The 15463-nt window shown below is 71.7% G+C and carries 14 protein-coding genes; 6 read left to right on the top strand and 8 right to left on the bottom strand.

Annotated elements, in window-relative coordinates; all coding sequences use genetic code 11:
* Positions 1-14: 14 nt before the first annotated feature.
* From IH44_RS0101110 to IH44_RS0101100, 3 genes are all read right to left on the bottom strand, one after another.
* On the bottom strand, positions 15-1319 hold the full coding sequence (locus IH44_RS0101110) for a DUF2786 domain-containing protein (protein ID WP_030457436.1): 1305 nt from the start codon (positions 1317-1319) through the stop codon (positions 15-17).
* Between the two features lie 117 nt (positions 1320-1436).
* Positions 1437-3092: a hypothetical protein gene (locus tag IH44_RS0101105; RefSeq protein ID WP_030457435.1), complete on the bottom strand. Its 1656-nt coding sequence runs from the start codon at positions 3090-3092 to the stop codon at positions 1437-1439.
* On the bottom strand, positions 3089-3868 hold the full coding sequence (locus IH44_RS0101100) for an ABC transporter ATP-binding protein (protein WP_030457434.1): 780 nt from the start codon (positions 3866-3868) through the stop codon (positions 3089-3091). Before IH44_RS0101100 ends, IH44_RS0101105 begins: the two co-directional genes overlap by 4 nt.
* A 238-nt stretch (positions 3869-4106) precedes the next feature.
* Here IH44_RS0101100 and IH44_RS0101095 point away from each other — a divergent pair, with 238 nt between their 5' ends.
* The 5 genes from IH44_RS0101095 to tuf all read left to right on the top strand — a co-directional run bounded on the left by IH44_RS0101095 (position 4107) and on the right by tuf (position 9428).
* The gene (locus tag IH44_RS0101095) at positions 4107-4652 is read left to right on the top strand and encodes a DUF1707 and DUF4190 domain-containing protein (protein ID WP_359787438.1); all 546 of its coding nucleotides are present in this window, start codon (positions 4107-4109) and stop codon (positions 4650-4652) included.
* Positions 4653-5037: 385 nt separating this feature from the next.
* Entirely contained in the window at positions 5038-5409 is a 372-nt protein-coding gene (gene rpsL, locus IH44_RS0101090) for a 30S ribosomal protein S12 (protein ID WP_014144289.1), read from the top strand.
* A gap of 2 nt (positions 5410-5411) precedes the next feature.
* Positions 5412-5882: a 30S ribosomal protein S7 gene (gene rpsG / locus IH44_RS0101085; protein WP_030457432.1), complete on the top strand. Its 471-nt coding sequence runs from the start codon at positions 5412-5414 to the stop codon at positions 5880-5882.
* Between the two features lie 39 nt (positions 5883-5921).
* Positions 5922-8027, top strand: coding sequence for an elongation factor G (gene fusA, locus IH44_RS0101080; RefSeq protein ID WP_030457431.1), 2106 nt, complete (start codon positions 5922-5924; stop codon positions 8025-8027).
* 207 nt (positions 8028-8234) lie between these two features.
* On the top strand, positions 8235-9428 hold the full coding sequence (tuf, locus tag IH44_RS0101075) for an elongation factor Tu (protein ID WP_030457430.1): 1194 nt from the start codon (positions 8235-8237) through the stop codon (positions 9426-9428).
* A gap of 193 nt (positions 9429-9621) precedes the next feature.
* Here tuf and IH44_RS0101070 read toward each other — a convergent pair whose 3' ends face one another.
* The 5 genes from IH44_RS0101070 to rfbA all read right to left on the bottom strand — a co-directional run bounded on the left by IH44_RS0101070 (position 9622) and on the right by rfbA (position 14394).
* Complete coding sequence (locus tag IH44_RS0101070) at positions 9622-10887, bottom strand: acyltransferase (RefSeq protein WP_051816409.1); 1266 nt, start codon at positions 10885-10887, stop codon at positions 9622-9624.
* Positions 10888-10918: 31 nt separating this feature from the next.
* A complete protein-coding gene (locus tag IH44_RS0101065; RefSeq protein WP_030457428.1) occupies positions 10919-11869 on the bottom strand; it encodes an NAD(P)-dependent oxidoreductase in 951 nt (316 codons plus the stop codon).
* A gap of 31 nt (positions 11870-11900) precedes the next feature.
* The gene (locus tag IH44_RS0101060) at positions 11901-12800 is read right to left on the bottom strand and encodes a glycosyltransferase family 2 protein (protein ID WP_030457427.1); all 900 of its coding nucleotides are present in this window, start codon (positions 12798-12800) and stop codon (positions 11901-11903) included.
* Positions 12801-12922: 122 nt separating this feature from the next.
* A complete protein-coding gene (gene rfbC, locus IH44_RS0101055; RefSeq protein ID WP_030457426.1) occupies positions 12923-13522 on the bottom strand; it encodes a dTDP-4-dehydrorhamnose 3,5-epimerase in 600 nt (199 codons plus the stop codon).
* A complete protein-coding gene (gene rfbA / locus IH44_RS0101050) occupies positions 13519-14394 on the bottom strand; it encodes a glucose-1-phosphate thymidylyltransferase RfbA (protein WP_030457425.1) in 876 nt (291 codons plus the stop codon). Before rfbA ends, rfbC begins: the two co-directional genes overlap by 4 nt.
* Positions 14395-14475: 81 nt before the next feature.
* Between rfbA and rfbB the strand changes: the two genes are divergently transcribed.
* On the top strand, positions 14476-15453 hold the full coding sequence (gene rfbB, locus IH44_RS0101045) for a dTDP-glucose 4,6-dehydratase (RefSeq protein WP_030457424.1): 978 nt from the start codon (positions 14476-14478) through the stop codon (positions 15451-15453).
* The last annotated feature ends 10 nt before the right edge of the window (positions 15454-15463 follow it).

Raw genomic sequence — 15463 nt, 5'->3', positions numbered from 1 at the left:
GTGCCGCCGGCCGGTCAGCGCTCGATGCGCCCCGAGCCGCGGTGCAGGGAGGCGCGGTCGGCGGCGGCCCGGCCCTCGACCCAGCCCTCGCCGTCGCTCACCCGCACGCGCTGCGACACCAGTTTGGGGAACATCTTGCCCACCGCGTCGTCGACGGCCTCCGCCCGGGCCGCCAGTACCGGCAGCAGGCCCCCGGCCGGGACGGCCGGCAGCGGCCCGCCGTCCGGCCCGGCACCGTCCCCGGCGCCGCTCCCGGCACCGTCCGGGCGGCCCGCCACGGCCTCCTCGGTGGCCCGCTCGGTGGCCTCGGCCAGCCGCTCCCGGATCCGCGCCGCGTACGCCACCAGGAAGGACTGCCGGAACGCCTTGGTGCGGGCCGCGCCGTCCTTGTGCTTGCGGCTGCCCGCCCGGTGCATCGCCGCCGTGGCCTGCACCAGCAGCGAGGTGTACAGCAGCTCCACCGCGTCCAGGTCGGCGTCGAAGCCGACCACCGTGCAGAACCCGAACTCCTTCGCCCACACCACCCGGCACCGGTTCGCCGCCGCCACCGCGTCCAGCAGCATCGTCTTCGGGCCCTCGTACGGGTTGTCCACGCCGATCCGCACCGCCGCCGGGCCGTCCGCCGACCGGCCGCCGCCCGCCGCCAGCAGCGCCTCGTCGATCGAGTGCCGGGCCATCAGCTCCTGCGCCTTCGCGGTCAGCGCCTCCGCCTCGTCCGGGAACCCGGTCGACTCGGCCTTCGCCAGCAGCGCCCGGATCCGGCCCAGCATCCGCGGCTCGCCCGACCGGGGCTCGCTCGCCCGCGGCGCGGACCGCCCGGGCACCGGGCCCACCGGCTGGACCGGCGGCAGCAGCGCCCAGGCCCGCAGCAGCTCCAGCGCCGCCGTGGCCAGCGCGAACCGGTCCAGCCGGTGCCGGGCCGCGAACTCCGGCAGGAACGCCTCGTCCGACGGCCACCACGGCCGGGCGTCCAACTCCCGCAGCTGCTCCTGCCAGCGCCGGTCCAGCGCCGCCACCGGGTGCCGCCGGCCCTCCGCCGCGATCAGGTCCACCGCCAGCGCGACCTGCACCGGGCCCAGCTCCCGCCGGGCCACCCGCACCAGGTCGGCGGGCTGCCAGCCGGCCGCCCAGCAGCGGCCCACCGCCCGCTCGGCCGCTCCCAGCAGCGCCCGGCTCACCCCCGGCCACCGGTCCGCGGAGGCCGCCAGCAGCGACGCCGCCCCGTCCACCACGTACTCCAGACCCCCGGGCTGCGCACCCGCCACCCGGGCCACCGCCTCCGCCACCAGCTCGTCCACGGGCTGATCGGTGCTGGCCACGGCGGTTCCTGCTTCCTGCGGGGGACGGGGGACCCCGGGGGAGGGGACGCCCTCCATGATGCCGGAGCGGGCCCGCCCGCCCGTCCGGCCCTCAGCCCGCGCCGCCGGTCCCGCCGGTCACCGCTCGACGACCTTGGCGAGGATCTCCGGCGCCCGCGCCAGCAGCCGTCCCGAGGCCAGCCGGATGCCCAGCAGGGCCGCGCCCGCCCCGTACAGCGCGCCGACCGGCAGCACCGGCCAGGCGGGGTGGTGGCCGAGCAGCAGGAAGCCGAGCAGGGCTCCGAAGGGCAGGCAGAGCAGCGCCACGCCGATCATCGAGCCGAACGCGTTGAGCATCACCGCGCCGTTCTGCCCGGGCGCCGCGTTGCGCATCGGGTTGCCGTCGGCGGGCAGCGCGTACGGCGCGTGCACGCTGAGCAGGCAGCCCAGGCCGATCGCGGTGCCCAGCACGGCCAGGGACAGCCCGAGGGCGGGGGCCAGACCGGTCCAGTCGCCGGTGAGGGCGGCCACCGGCGGGCCGAACAGCACCAGGACCGGCACGCCGTACGCCGCCACGGCCAAGGCCCGGCCGCGCAGTTCGTCCCGGGCGTCCCGCCGGGTGGACAGGGTGGCCGCGATCATCCAGAACCCGGAGCCGTCCATGCCGAACAGGTTGCCGGACTGCAGGCCGAGCATCAGGCCGCCGATGGCGATCACGTACACCGAGCTCCAGCCCTGCACCACCGACAGCGCCGCGAACACCGCGGTCATCCCGATGCCGGTGAACACCGCGGCCTTCGCCCGCGGCTCCCGCCAGGCGTACCGCAGCTGCCGCTGGGCGACGGTGCCGACCCGGCCCGCGGGCAGCAGCCGCCACAGGCCCGCCGCCCGGGCCGCCGCGGCGGGCGAACTCTCCAGCAGCGTCGAGGAGTCGCCGCTCACCATCAGCTCCCGCAGGCTGCGCAGCCACCAGCGCAGCAGCACCGCCAGCAGGGCCGCGGTCAGCAGCAGCTGCCCGGCCGCGACGGCGTACGCGCCCTCCCCGGCCGAGCGCACCGCGTCGATCGCCGCGACCGGCGGCAGCCACCGCACCACCGAGGCGTACGGGTGCAGCACCGACAGGTCGACGCCCCGGCCGGAGCCGTTCAGCGAGCTCTGCAGGGCGAGGTTGCCGCCCTGCGCCAGCACCGCGAACAGCAGGCCGCCGAAGACGGCGAAGTCCTTGCCGCGCCGGCTGGACAGCATCCGGGCGTTGGCCGCCCCGATCGCCCGGATCAGCGCGACCAGCACCAGCAGGGTCAGCGGCACCGCGAGCACCGCCACCGCCGCCGAGGCCGCGCCCCGCCCGGCGGCGACCGCGGCGCCGGTCAGCAGCAGCAGGTTGATCAGCGGCCCCGGCCCGACCAGCCCGCCCAGCAGGGTGCCGCGCAGCAGCACGGCGGGCCGCAGCGGCAGCATGGTCAGCCGGGTCGGGTCGGCGCTCTCGTCGCTGGAGAAGAAGAACAGCGGCATCGCCGCCCAGCACCCGGTCAGCCCGGCGACCAGCACCGCGGCCGCGTCCGCCGCCCCCGTCCGACCGTGCAGCACGGCCAGCCCGAGGGCCGCGGACAGGCCGAACAGCAGCCCGATCAGCAGCCCGATCAGGTACCCGGCGGCCAGCCCGGGACTGCGCCGCAGCCCGTTGCGCAGCAGCCGGAGCTTCAGGGCGACGAGGGTGCGGACGACCGCCCGGTCGTCGGCGGTGACGGAGGCGGTGGAGGAGGTGGAGGAGGCGGGGGCGTCGGCGGTGGTCAACGGTGGCCCCCGCCCAGCCAGCCGAGCGCCTGCCCGTCGTCCGCGCGGACGCCGACCAGCCCGAGGAACGCCTGGTGCAGCGAAGTCCCGCCGCGCACCCGGTCGATGGGCCCGGCGGCGACCACCTGCCCGGCGTTCACCACGGCGACCCAGTCGCACAGCGACTCGACCAGCTCCATCACGTGGCTGGAGAACACCACCGTCGACCCGGAGGCCGCGTACCGGGTCAGCACGCCGCGGATGGTCTGCGCGGAGACCGGGTCGACGCCCTCGAACGGCTCGTCCAGGAACAGCACGTCCGGGTTGTGCAGCAGCGCGGCGGCCAGGCCGATCTTCTTGCGCATGCCGGTGGAGTAGTCGGCGACCAGCTTGTCGGCGGCGCCGGTCAGGTCGAGCACCGCCAGCAGCTCCTCGGCCCGCCGGTCGGTCTCCGCGCCGTCCAGGCCGCGCAACCGGCCGTTGAAGCGCAGCAGTTCGCGTCCGCTGAGCCGCTCGAACATCCGCAGCCCCTCGGGCAGGATGCCGATCCGCGCCTTCACCGCGACCGGGTCCTGCCAGACGTCCGCGCCGTGCACCAGCACCGTCCCCCGGTCGGGCCGCAGCAGTCCGGTGGCCATCGACAGCGTGGTGGTCTTGCCGGCCCCGTTCGGGCCGACCAGGCCGATGAACGACCCGGCGGGCAGGTCGAGGCTGAGCCCGGCGACGGCGGTTTGCGCACCGAAGCGCTTCCACAGGTCGCGGATCGAGACGGCGGGCGGCGGAGTGGTCGCCTCCATGGCGGGTGGTCTCCTTGTCGACGGCGGTCCGGACGGATTCTTCCGACGGGTTCCTGCACGGGGGAGCGGCGGCCGAGGGTGTGCCTGACGTGACCCTATGATCATTCCTTTACCCGGACATCCCCCGTTCGGCGGTACGCCACCCCTTCCCCCGCCGGGACCGGCAACTACCCGGCCCCTCCGTTCGTCCTGCATCCTGGGAGCGCACACGCAGCAGGGGGAACGGGAGGAGGCCGCGGTGGCAGGACAATGGGGACCGCCGGCGCCGTACGGGCAGCAGCCCTGGCAGCCGGCGCCGACGCCGCAGTCCGCGATGCGGGCCGCCAACTCCGACCGCGAGCGCACCATCGACGTGCTGAAGGCCGCCTTCGCCGAGGGCCGGCTGACCGCGGCCGAGTACGAGCACCGGATGTCCGCGACCCACCAGGCCGCCACCTACGGGCAGTTGGCCGCGCTGGTGGCCGACCTGCCGTCCGGGCCGATGGTGCAGCCGTTCGGCGCGCCCGTCCCGGTGGTGCCGCCGACCTTCATGCCGGCCTTCCTGCCGCCGCCGCCCGCCCGCAACAACGGCCTGGCGGTGGCCTCCGCGACGCTCGGCTGCCTGACCGTGCTCACCCTCGGCGCCACCGGCCTGCCCGCCGTGGTCACCGGCCACCTGGCCCGGGCCAAGCTGCGCACCACCGGCGAGGACGGCGACGGCCTGGCCGTGCTCGGCCTGGTGCTGGGCTGGCTCTCGGTGGCCGGCTGGCTGCTCTTCTTCCTGCTGGCCGTCGCGTCCGGCTGAGCCCGCCCGCGTCCGGCCGGGCCGATCCGCGTGCCGCGCGCACCGCGCGGAGGGCCGCGGCGCACCCCGCGCGGCCCGATCCCGTGCGGCGCCCGGACGCCCGCCCACCCGGGTGCGCCCCATTTGTTTTGACCGCCGCCTGTGCGCTAGGTACGCTCTGACCTTGTGCCTGGGGTGTGCCCGGGTCCTTGTGCGTGCCAGCAGATCGGCCGCCGCAGCGGAGACTCCACCCGCTCGGTGTGTGCCGTAGCCGCAGCGCAGCTCATGGGATTCCGCGATTCTTCCCCCGAAGAAGGCCAACACACCCGACCGCGTGGGTCGGAGGGTGCGGGCCATACCGCAGGTTAGTTCCACCAAGCCTTGGCACACAGAAAACGGAGAAACGGTGCCTACGATCCAGCAGCTGGTCCGAAAGGGCCGGCAGGACAAGGTCGAGAAGAACAAGACGCCCGCACTGAAGGGTTCGCCCCAGCGCCGCGGCGTCTGCACGCGTGTGTACACGACCACCCCGAAGAAGCCGAACTCGGCTCTCCGCAAGGTCGCCCGTGTGCGCCTCACCAGCGGGATCGAGGTCACCGCTTACATTCCGGGCGAGGGCCACAACCTGCAGGAGCACTCCATCGTGCTGGTCCGCGGTGGCCGTGTGAAGGACCTTCCTGGTGTCCGCTACAAGATCATCCGCGGTTCGCTCGACACCCAGGGTGTCAAGAACCGCAAGCAGGCCCGCAGCCGCTACGGCGCCAAGAAGGAGAAGTAAGAATGCCTCGTAAGGGCCCCGCCCCGAAGCGCCCGGTCATCATCGACCCGGTCTACGGCTCCCCCCTGGTGACCTCGCTGGTCAACAAGATCCTGCTGCACGGCAAGCGCTCCACCGCCGAGCGGATCGTCTACGGCGCCCTCGAGGGCGTCCGCGAGAAGACCGGCGCCGACCCGGTGGTCGCGCTCAAGCGCGCCCTGGAGAACGTCAAGCCGACCCTCGAGGTCAAGTCCCGCCGCGTCGGTGGCGCCACCTACCAGGTGCCGGTCGAGGTCCGTCCGGGCCGCGCCAACACCCTGGCGCTGCGCTGGCTGGTCGGCTACTCCCGCGCCCGTCGCGAGAAGACCATGACCGAGCGTCTGCTCAACGAGATCCTCGACGCCAGCAACGGCCTGGGCGCTTCCGTGAAGCGTCGCGAGGACACCCACAAGATGGCCGAGTCCAACAAGGCCTTCGCGCACTACCGCTGGTAGTCCGAACCCCGTCACTAGACAGAGAGAGAACGAGCCACCATGGCTGCAACCTCCCTTGACCTCGCCAAGGTCCGCAACATCGGGATCATGGCGCACATCGACGCGGGCAAGACCACCACCACCGAGCGGATCCTGTTCTACACCGGTGTCTCGTACAAGATCGGTGAGGTCCACGACGGCGCTGCCACGATGGACTGGATGGAGCAGGAGCAGGAGCGCGGCATCACCATCACGTCGGCCGCGACGACCTGCCACTGGACCCTCGACGGTGTCGACAACACCATCAACATCATCGACACCCCGGGCCACGTCGACTTCACCGTCGAGGTGGAGCGCTCGCTGCGCGTCCTCGACGGTGGCGTGACGGTGTTCGACGGCGTCGCCGGTGTCGAGCCCCAGTCCGAGACCGTGTGGCGGCAGGCTGACCGCTACGGCGTCCCGCGCATCTGCTTCATCAACAAGCTGGACCGCACGGGCGCCAACTTCTTCTTCTGCGTGCAGACCATCGTGGACCGCCTCGGCGCCACCCCGCTGGTCATGCAGCTGCCGATCGGCGCCGAGGGTGACTTCACCGGCGTCGTCGACCTGGTGAAGATGAAGGCGCTGGTCTACTCGGCCGACGCGCCCAAGGGCGAGATGTACGACACCGTCGACATCCCGGCCGACCTCGCCGAGCAGGCCGCGGAGTACCGCGAGGCCCTGATCGACACCGTCTCCAACGTCAGCGACGAGGTGATGGAGCTCGCCCTGGAGGGCGAGGACATCCCCGAGGACGTGCTGGTCGCGGCGATCCGCAAGGGCACGCTCGACTCGTCCTTCACGCCGATCTTCTGTGGTTCCGCGTTCAAGAACAAGGGCGTCCAGCCCCTGCTCGACGCGGTGGTGAAGTACCTGCCGTCGCCGCTCGACATCGAGGGCATCGAGGGCACCAAGCCGAACAACCCGGAAGAGAAGATCGTCCGCCAGGCCTCGGACGACGAGCCGCTCGCCGCGCTCGCGTTCAAGATCATGTCGGACCCGCACCTGGGCAAGCTCACCTTCGTCCGCGTGTACTCCGGCCGCCTGGAGTCCGGCACCTCGGTGCTGAACTCCGTCAAGGGCAAGAAGGAGCGCATCGGCAAGATCTACCGCATGCACGCGAACAAGCGTGAGGAGATCGACTCGGTGGGCGCCGGCGACATCATCGCCGTGATGGGCCTCAAGCAGACCACCACCGGTGAGACGCTGTCCGACGAGAAGAACCCGGTCATCCTGGAGTCCATGGACTTCCCGGCCCCGGTCATCCGCGTCGCGATCGAGCCCAAGTCCAAGGGCGACCAGGAGAAGCTGGGTGTCGCCATCCAGCGCCTGGCCGAGGAGGACCCGTCCTTCCAGGTCAACACCGACGAGGAGACCGGCCAGACGATCATCGCGGGCATGGGCGAGCTGCACCTCGAGGTGCTGGTCGACCGCATGCGCCGCGAGTTCAAGGTCGAGGCCAACGTCGGCAAGCCGCAGGTCGCGTACCGCGAGACGATCCGCAAGGCCGTCGAGCGCATCGACTACACGCACAAGAAGCAGACCGGTGGTTCCGGCCAGTTCGCGAAGATCCAGATCGCGATCGAGCCGCTGGAGTCCGGCGAGGGCTACGAGTTCGTGAACAAGGTCACCGGTGGCCGCGTTCCGAAGGAGTACATCCCCTCGGTCGACGCCGGTTGCCAGGAGGCCATGGAGTTCGGCGTGCTCGCCGGCTACCCGCTCCAGGGCGTCCGCGTCAGCCTGCTCGACGGTGCGTCGCACGACGTCGACTCGTCCGAGCTGGCGTTCAAGATCGCCGGTTCCATGGCGTTCAAGGAAGGTGCCAAGAAGGCGTCGCCGGCTCTGCTGGAGCCGATGATGGCCGTCGAGGTCACCACCCCCGAGGACTACATGGGCGACGTGATCGGCGACATCAACTCCCGCCGTGGCCAGATCCGGGCCATGGAGGAGCGTCACGGTGCCCGCGTCGTCAAGGCGCTGGTGCCGCTCTCCGAGATGTTCGGCTACGTCGGTGACCTGCGCAGCAAGACCTCTGGTCGCGCAAGCTACTCGATGCAGTTCGACTCGTACGCCGAGGTTCCGCGGAACGTGGCGGACGACATCATCGCCAAGGCCAAGGGCGAGTGACGTCCCGGTAATCGGGATGAATCAGACCCTTTAGGCTAGAAGGAGGGCACCCGGACGTTTGCCCGTCCGGGTTCCGCCCGGGAGCCCTCCGGCACCCCCCACCCGCGGGACGGCTACGGGGCGCGACACCAGCGCCCCGTTACCAAAAACCCGATCCAGACCAACTGACGTCGTACGGCGTACAGAACTGTCCTCAGGAGGACTGCAGTGGCGAAGGCGAAGTTCGAGCGGACGAAGCCCCACGTCAACATCGGCACCATCGGTCACATCGACCACGGTAAGACCACGCTGACCGCGGCCATCACCAAGGTGCTGCACGACGCGTACCCGGACATCAACCCCTTCACGCCGTTCGACCAGATCGACAAGGCGCCGGAGGAGCGTCAGCGCGGTATCACCATCTCCATCGCGCACGTCGAGTACCAGACCGAGGCGCGTCACTACGCCCACGTCGACTGCCCGGGTCACGCGGACTACATCAAGAACATGATCACCGGTGCGGCCCAGATGGACGGTGCGATCCTCGTCGTCGCCGCCACCGACGGCCCGATGCCGCAGACCAAGGAGCACGTCCTCCTGGCCCGCCAGGTCGGCGTCCCCTACATCGTCGTCGCCCTGAACAAGGCCGACATGGTGGACGACGAGGAGATCCTGGAGCTCGTCGAGCTCGAGGTCCGCGAGCTCCTCTCCGAGTACGAGTTCCCGGGCGACGACCTGCCGGTCGTCCGCGTCTCGGCGCTGAAGGCGCTCGAGGGTGACAAGGAGTGGGGCGAGAAGCTCCTCGGCCTCATGCACGCCGTCGACGAGGCCATCCCGACCCCGGCCCGCCTCACCGACCAGCCGTTCCTGATGCCGATCGAGGACGTCTTCACGATCACCGGTCGTGGCACCGTCGTCACCGGCCGCATCGAGCGCGGCATCCTCAAGGTCAACGAGACCGTCGACATCATCGGCATCAAGACCACCAAGACCACCACCACGGTCACCGGTATCGAGATGTTCCGCAAGCTGCTCGACGAGGGCCAGGCCGGTGAGAACGTCGGTCTGCTGCTCCGCGGCATCAAGCGCGAGGACGTCGAGCGCGGCCAGGTCATCATCAAGCCGGGTTCGGTCACCCCGCACACCGACTTCGAGGCCCAGGCCTACATCCTGTCGAAGGACGAGGGTGGCCGTCACACCCCCTTCTTCAACAACTACCGCCCGCAGTTCTACTTCCGCACCACGGACGTGACCGGCGTCGTGACCCTCCCCGAGGGCACCGAGATGGTCATGCCGGGCGACAACACCGCCATGACCGTCGCGCTGATCCAGCCCGTCGCCATGGAGGAGGGCCTGAAGTTCGCCATCCGTGAGGGTGGCCGCACCGTCGGCGCCGGCCAGGTCACCAAGATCGTCAAGTAATTGCCGATCTGACCCCTGGTCATCCAGGAGGGCCCGGCCCCGTCCCGCGAGGGAGGGGGCCGGGCCCTCCGGCGTTCCGGCCCCGTCGCGCTGCGGGTGGGGGCGGGCGGCACGTGCGGAACGCGAGAGGCGCGGCACCGTGGGAACGGTGCCGCGCCTCTCGCGCGTCCGGGCCCGGGGCCCGGTCTGTCGGTCAGGCCCGGACCGAGGGGTGGTCCGAGTGGCCGGCCCGGACGCCCTCCGCGCCCTCGCCCTGCGGACCGGCCGCCGCGGCGGCCGCGCGGCGCTCCTGCCGGCGGGCCAGCGGGCGCGGCGTCCAGTTCTTCAGCTTCATCGCGGGCGATTCGACCAGGTACCAGGAGATCGCGGCCAGCACCACCGTCCCGGCCAGCGCGCAGGCGAGGAAGCCGAGCTTGCCGTACTTCACGAAGCCGAGCATGGCCAGCGCCTGCTCCACGGTGAAGCCGTAGATGTAGATGCCGTACGAGAAGTCCCGGTTGCGGCCGATCCGCTGGAACGGGCTCGGCAGCCGGATCGCCAGCCAGAACAGCAGGTAGGCGAAGGCCGGGTAGCCGATCACGAACAGGCCGCCGTAGCGCATGGTGACGGCCAGGGTGACCAGCGAGAGCAGGGCCAGCCCGTCGTGCACCGGGACCTTCTCCCGGTAGAGCTGGACGGTCGCGCCCAGCAGGAAGACGAAGCCCAGGTGGATCAGGAAGTGCGTCGACATCGGGCCCAGCAGCGGCACGTTGACCGAGGTGCTCATGTCGCCGGGGATGCCGTGGCGCATGCTCGGCGCGTCCAGCCAGTCGTTGACGATCAGCAGCCAGAGCGCGAGCGCGGCCAGCGGCACGAAGCGGCGGGCCTTGAGCAGCACGCCGCCGGCCGCGAGCATGCCGACCATCACGTAGCAGAGCAGTTCGTACTTGAGCGACCACAGCGCGCCGTTCACGCTCTGGTCGTGGTTGGTGCCCCGGTGGACGCCGTCGGCGATGACGCCGGAGACGTCCCAGCCGCTGGTCAGCGAGGTGTTCCAGGTGCCCTTCAGGTAGTGCCAGGGGCCGGCCGGGTGGTTCCAGAAGCCGTCCATGGTGCCGTGCAGGTACTGGTACAGCAGCGGCATGATCACCAGGGTGGAGATCAGCAGCGACCCCCACAGCCCGGGCATGATGCGCAGCACCCGGTGCCAGCTGTAGCGGCCGATGCCGGTCCGCCGGCCACTGCCGGTGATCATGAAGCCGGAGAGCACGAAGAAGCCGACCACCGCCATCTTCCCGATGTCGGTCTGCTCGCCGCTGTGCTTCCACAGCGGGTCGAGGTGCCCGTAGCCCAGCGGGTACAGGTGCGAGACCACCACGGAGGTAGCCAGCGCCAGTCGCAGCAGGCCGAAACTGTTGGCGCGGCCGGAGAAAAGCTCCGCCAGGGTGCCGCGGGAGCGGAGCAGTCCGTTGGATCTCATGTGTTCCTCGGTGGAATCGGGAGGCGGGGGGCTAGCGGGTGGCGGTGCGGGCCCGCCACAGGTCGGCGACGCCGTCGGCCAGGGTCCGGGTGGGAGCCCAGCCGAGCTGCTCGCGGGCCAGCGAGACGTCCATCTGCTGCCACTCCGTCTCCGGGCCGGTGCCGTCGGGGGCGGGCACCTCGGTGATCTCGGTGGGCACCCCGCTGGCCTCGATCAGCAGCTCCACCAGGACCCGGGCGGCGGTGGCCCGGCCGGTGCCGACGTTGATCACCGGGACGGTGGTGCGCGTGCCGATCGCGGCCAGCACCGCGTCCACGGTGTCGGCCAGGTCGACGAAGTCGCGCTGCGCGGTCAGCGGCTGCAGCGACAGCTGCGCGGTGCGCCCGGCCTGCCGGGCCTCGTCCAGCTTCGCGGCCATCACGCCGAGCAGGCTGTGCCCGGGCTGGCCGGCGCCGACCACGTTGCCCAGCCGCAGCGTCACGGCGTCGATCCGGCCGTCCGCGACCGCCCGGGTGATCGTCTCGGTGGCGGCCAGCTTCAGCTTGCCGTACTCCATCACCGGCGCCGGCGCGTCGTCCTCGCGCCGGCTGGTGCCGATCGGGGCCATGCCGTACTCGTGCACGGTGCCCAGGTGCACCAGCCGGGCCGGGCGGGCCATCGCGGCGACCGCCTCGACCAGTCGGTCGACCAGCACCACGTTGGCCTCGTGCATCTGCTCGTCGGTCAGGCCCCACATGCCGCCGGCCGCGTTGACCACGGCGTCGACGCCCTCCCGGTCCAGCAGCGCGGCCAGCTCGGCGGGGGCGGTGGCGGACAGGTCCACGGAGGCGAAGCGTCCGGCCGGCGGGTCGGCGGGCACCGTCCGGGCCAGGGTGAGCACCTGGTGGCCGCGCTCGGCCAGCCGGGCGCACAGCACCCGGCCGATGAACCCGGTGCCGCCGAGGACGGCCACCCGGGCGGGAGCGGAGGGGGGAACGGACATGGCGCGCAACTCTCCTAGGGGACGGGGGACTTCAGCGGCCGCGGCCGGAGCCGGCCGCGGCGTTCTTCAGCAGCGACTTCGCGCCCTTCCACTGCTTGGCCCTGAGTGCCCCGGGCACCAGGGTCAGCGCGTGGATGCGGGCCGAGATGTGCAGCCGGGACGCCTTCGCGGCGCGGTGCCAGCCCTGCGCGTCCAGCCGGTCGGCGGCGTCCAGGAAGTAGCGGTGCGCCTCGGCGAAGCGGTGCCCGGAGAACGCCGAGGTGGCGGAGACCGACAGGTGCCGGCGGTACTGGAAGCTGCGCACGTCGTCGATGGCCATCTCCTCGCCGGCCTGCAGCAGGTCGATCACCAGCGCCAGGTCCTGGATGATCTCCAGGTTGTCCCGGAAGCCGGTGCCCTTGACCGCGTCGGTGCGCCAGCAGATCGACGGGAAGTACAGCCAGTTGCCCTTCAGCAGGCTGACCGCCAGCTCCTCGCCGCCCATCGTGTACCGGCCGGTGCGCCGGGGCGCGTACAGCCGCCGCTTGGCCTCGTCGGCCAGCGAGCTGGCGGGCTTGCCGTCGCCGTCGATCACCTCGACGCCGGGCTGGATCATCGCCACGCCGGGGAAGGCCTCGATCGAGGTCCGGACGTTGGCGACGTAGTTCGGCAGCATCACGTCGTCGGTGCCCATGAACACCAGGTACTCGTGCTCGGCCAGCCCCAGGCACTTGCGGTAGTTGCCGGTCACGCCGAGGTTCTGCTCGTTGCGGAAGTACCGCACCCGCGGGTCGCCGAGCTGCTCGAACCACTCCGGGACGCCCGGCTCCTTGCCGTCGTCGACGACGGTCAGGCGCCAGTCCCGGTCGGTCTGGGCCAGGACGCTCCGTACCGCCTCCTGCATCAGGGCGACATTGCCGTAGTAGGGGAGCAGCACATCGAGCGTGGTCATGTCGGGGCACATCCGCTGAGGTGGGTGGGAGGGCCCGGGGGCCCGGCGGCGGGCCCATCATACGTGCGCGCCCCGTGGCCGAACGGGTCGGCGGCGGGGCGCGCGGGCGGCTCCGGGACGGCTCAGTCCTGCCGCAGACTCCGGTAGAACTCCTGGCACTTGTCGTACTCGGGCAGCAGGCCGGAGGCGAGCGCCTCGGCCAGCGTGGGCGCCTCGGCGTCCTTCGCGGACAGCTGCGGGTCCTCCACCGGCCACTCGATGCCGAGCTCCGGGTCGAGCGGGTGCACGCCGTGCTCGCCGGTCGGGTTGTAGGTCTCCGAGCAGACGTAGGACAGCGTCGCGTCGTCGGTCAGCGCGCAGAAGCCGTGGCCCAGGCCCTCGGGGATGTACACCGAGCGGCGGTCGGCGTCGTCGAGCCGGACGAACTCCCACTTCCCGAACGCGGGGGAGCCGACCCGCAGGTCGACGACCACGTCCAGCACCGCGCCGCGCACGCAGCTGACGTACTTGGCCTGGCCGGGCGGCACGTCGGCGAAGTGCACACCGCGCACCACGCCCTTCGCGGAGACCGACAGGTTGCCCTGGGCGAGGCGCAGCGGGTGCCCGACCACCTCGGACAGCTTGTCGAAGCGGTACCACTCCATGAACAGGCCGCGCGGGTCGCCGAACTGCTGCGGGGTGACCTCGAAGGCGCCGGGGATCGACAGCTCGCGGAACTTCACCGGGGGTTCTCCTCGTCCAGCAGGGCCAGCAGGTACTCGCCGTACCCGCTCTTGGTGAGCGGTTCGGCCAGGGCGCGCAGCTGCGCGTCGTCGATCAGTCCGGCCCGCCAGGCGGTCTCCTCCAGGCAGCCGATCTTGAAGCCCTGGCGCTCCTCGATGACCCGGACGAACTCGGAGGCCTGCACCATCGACACGAAGGTGCCGGTGTCCAGCCAGGCGGTGCCCCGGTCCAGCGTGGTGACGTGGAGCTGGCCGCGCCGCAGGTACTCCTCGTTGACCGAGGTGATCTCCAGCTCGCCGCGGGCGCTGGGCTCCAGCTCCGCCGCTATCCCGACCACCTGGTTGTCGTAGAAGTACAGGCCGGGCACCGCGTAGCGGGACTTCGGCTTCGCCGGCTTCTCCTCGATGGACAGCACCCGCCCGTCCTCGGCGAACTCCACCACGCCGTACGCGGTCGGATCGGCCACCGGGTAGGCGAAGACCCGGCCGCCCTCGGGCGAGGTGTGCTGGGCGAGCCGGGTGCCCAGCCCGGAGCCGTGGAAGATGTTGTCCCCGAGGATCAGCGCCACCGACTCGTCGCCGATGAAGTCCGCGCCCAGCACGAAGGCCTGGGCGATGCCCTCGGGCTTCTCCTGCACCGCGTACTCCAGCCGCAGGCCGAACTGCGAGCCGTCGCCGAGCAGCCGCTCGAACTGGTCCCGGTCCTGCGGGGTGGTGATGATCAGGACCTCGCGGATGCCCGCCATCACCAGGGTGGAGAGCGGGTAGTAGATCATGGGCTTGTCGAAGACCGGCAGCAGCTGCTTCGAGACGGCCCGGGTCAGCGGCCAGAGCCGCGAGCCGGTGCCGCCTGCCAGGAGGATTCCACGCATGCGGGCAGCTTACGGGGCCCGGCGGGGGCGGGGGAGACCGAGGGCGGGGGCCCGGGGCCCGGCGGGTAGACTGCCGCCACTATGCGCATCCTCGTGACCGGCGGAGCCGGCTTCATCGGTTCGGAGTTCGTCCGCCAGCTCCTCGGCGCGGATCCGGCCGCCCAGATCACCGTCCTCGACAAGCTCACCTACTCGGGCGTCGAGGCCAACCTCGCCCCGGTCGCGGGCCACGCGGGCTACGCCTTCGTGAAGGCCGACATCTGCGACCCGGAGGCCGTCGACGCCGCGATGGCCGGCCACGACGTGGTGGTGCACTTCGCCGCCGAGTCGCACGTGGACCGCTCCATCGAGGGCGCCGGCCCGTTCGTCACCACCAACGTGCTGGGCACCCAGGTCCTGCTGGACGCCGCCCGCAAGCACGGCGTCGGCCGCTTCGTGCACGTCTCCACCGACGAGGTGTACGGCTCGATCTCCGAGGGCTCCTGGACCGAGACCTGGCCGCTGGTCCCGAACTCCCCGTACTCGGCCTCCAAGGCCGCCTCCGACCTGCTGGCGCTGGCCTACCACCGCACCCACGGCATGGACGTGGTGGTCACCCGCTGCTCCAACAACTACGGGCACTACCAGTTCCCGGAGAAGGTCATCCCGCTGTTCACCACCAACCTGCTGGACGGCCGGAAGGTCCCGCTGTACGGCGACGGCGGCAACATCCGCGACTGGCTGCACGTCTCCGACCACTGCCGCGGCATCGAACTGGCCATGAACAAGGGCCGGGCCGGCGAGGTCTACAACATCGGCGGCGGCACCGAGCTGACCAACAAGGAGCTCACCGGCCTGCTGCTGGAAGCGGCCGGCGCCGACTGGGACCGGGTCGAGCGGGTCGCCGACCGCAAGGGCCACGACCTGCGCTACTCGCTGGACATCAGCAAGATCAGCGAGGAGCTGGGCTACGCCCCGCAGGTCCGCTTCGAGGACGGCCTGGCCGCCACCCTCGCCTGGTACCGCGACAACCGCGACTGGTGGGAGCCGCTCAAGGCCCGCACCGGTCTCCAGGGCTGAGCCGCGGAGA

This window comes from Kitasatospora sp. NRRL B-11411 (genome assembly GCF_000721345.1).
In the GTDB taxonomy this organism is placed as follows: domain Bacteria; phylum Actinomycetota; class Actinomycetes; order Streptomycetales; family Streptomycetaceae; genus Kitasatospora; species Kitasatospora cineracea.
The sequence above is the reverse complement of the archived record's forward strand: the minus strand, read 5'-3'. Positions and strand labels throughout refer to the sequence as shown.

What these genes read in the sequence shown, in the direction of transcription:
- fusA (WP_030457431.1), top strand. Translation starts at nt 5,922, where the DNA reads ATGGCTGCAACCTCCCTTGACCTCGCCAAGGTCCGCAACATCGGGATC.
- rfbB (WP_030457424.1), top strand. Translation starts at nt 14,476, where the DNA reads ATGCGCATCCTCGTGACCGGCGGAGCCGGCTTCATCGGTTCGGAGTTC.
- IH44_RS0101100 (WP_030457434.1), bottom strand. Translation starts at nt 3,868, where the DNA reads ATGGAGGCGACCACTCCGCCGCCCGCCGTCTCGATCCGCGACCTGTGG.
- rpsG (WP_030457432.1), top strand. Translation starts at nt 5,412, where the DNA reads ATGCCTCGTAAGGGCCCCGCCCCGAAGCGCCCGGTCATCATCGACCCG.
- IH44_RS0101065 (WP_030457428.1), bottom strand. Translation starts at nt 11,869, where the DNA reads ATGTCCGTTCCCCCCTCCGCTCCCGCCCGGGTGGCCGTCCTCGGCGGC.
- IH44_RS0101070 (WP_051816409.1), bottom strand. Translation starts at nt 10,887, where the DNA reads ATGAGATCCAACGGACTGCTCCGCTCCCGCGGCACCCTGGCGGAGCTT.
- IH44_RS0101060 (WP_030457427.1), bottom strand. Translation starts at nt 12,800, where the DNA reads ATGACCACGCTCGATGTGCTGCTCCCCTACTACGGCAATGTCGCCCTG.
- rfbA (WP_030457425.1), bottom strand. Translation starts at nt 14,394, where the DNA reads ATGCGTGGAATCCTCCTGGCAGGCGGCACCGGCTCGCGGCTCTGGCCG.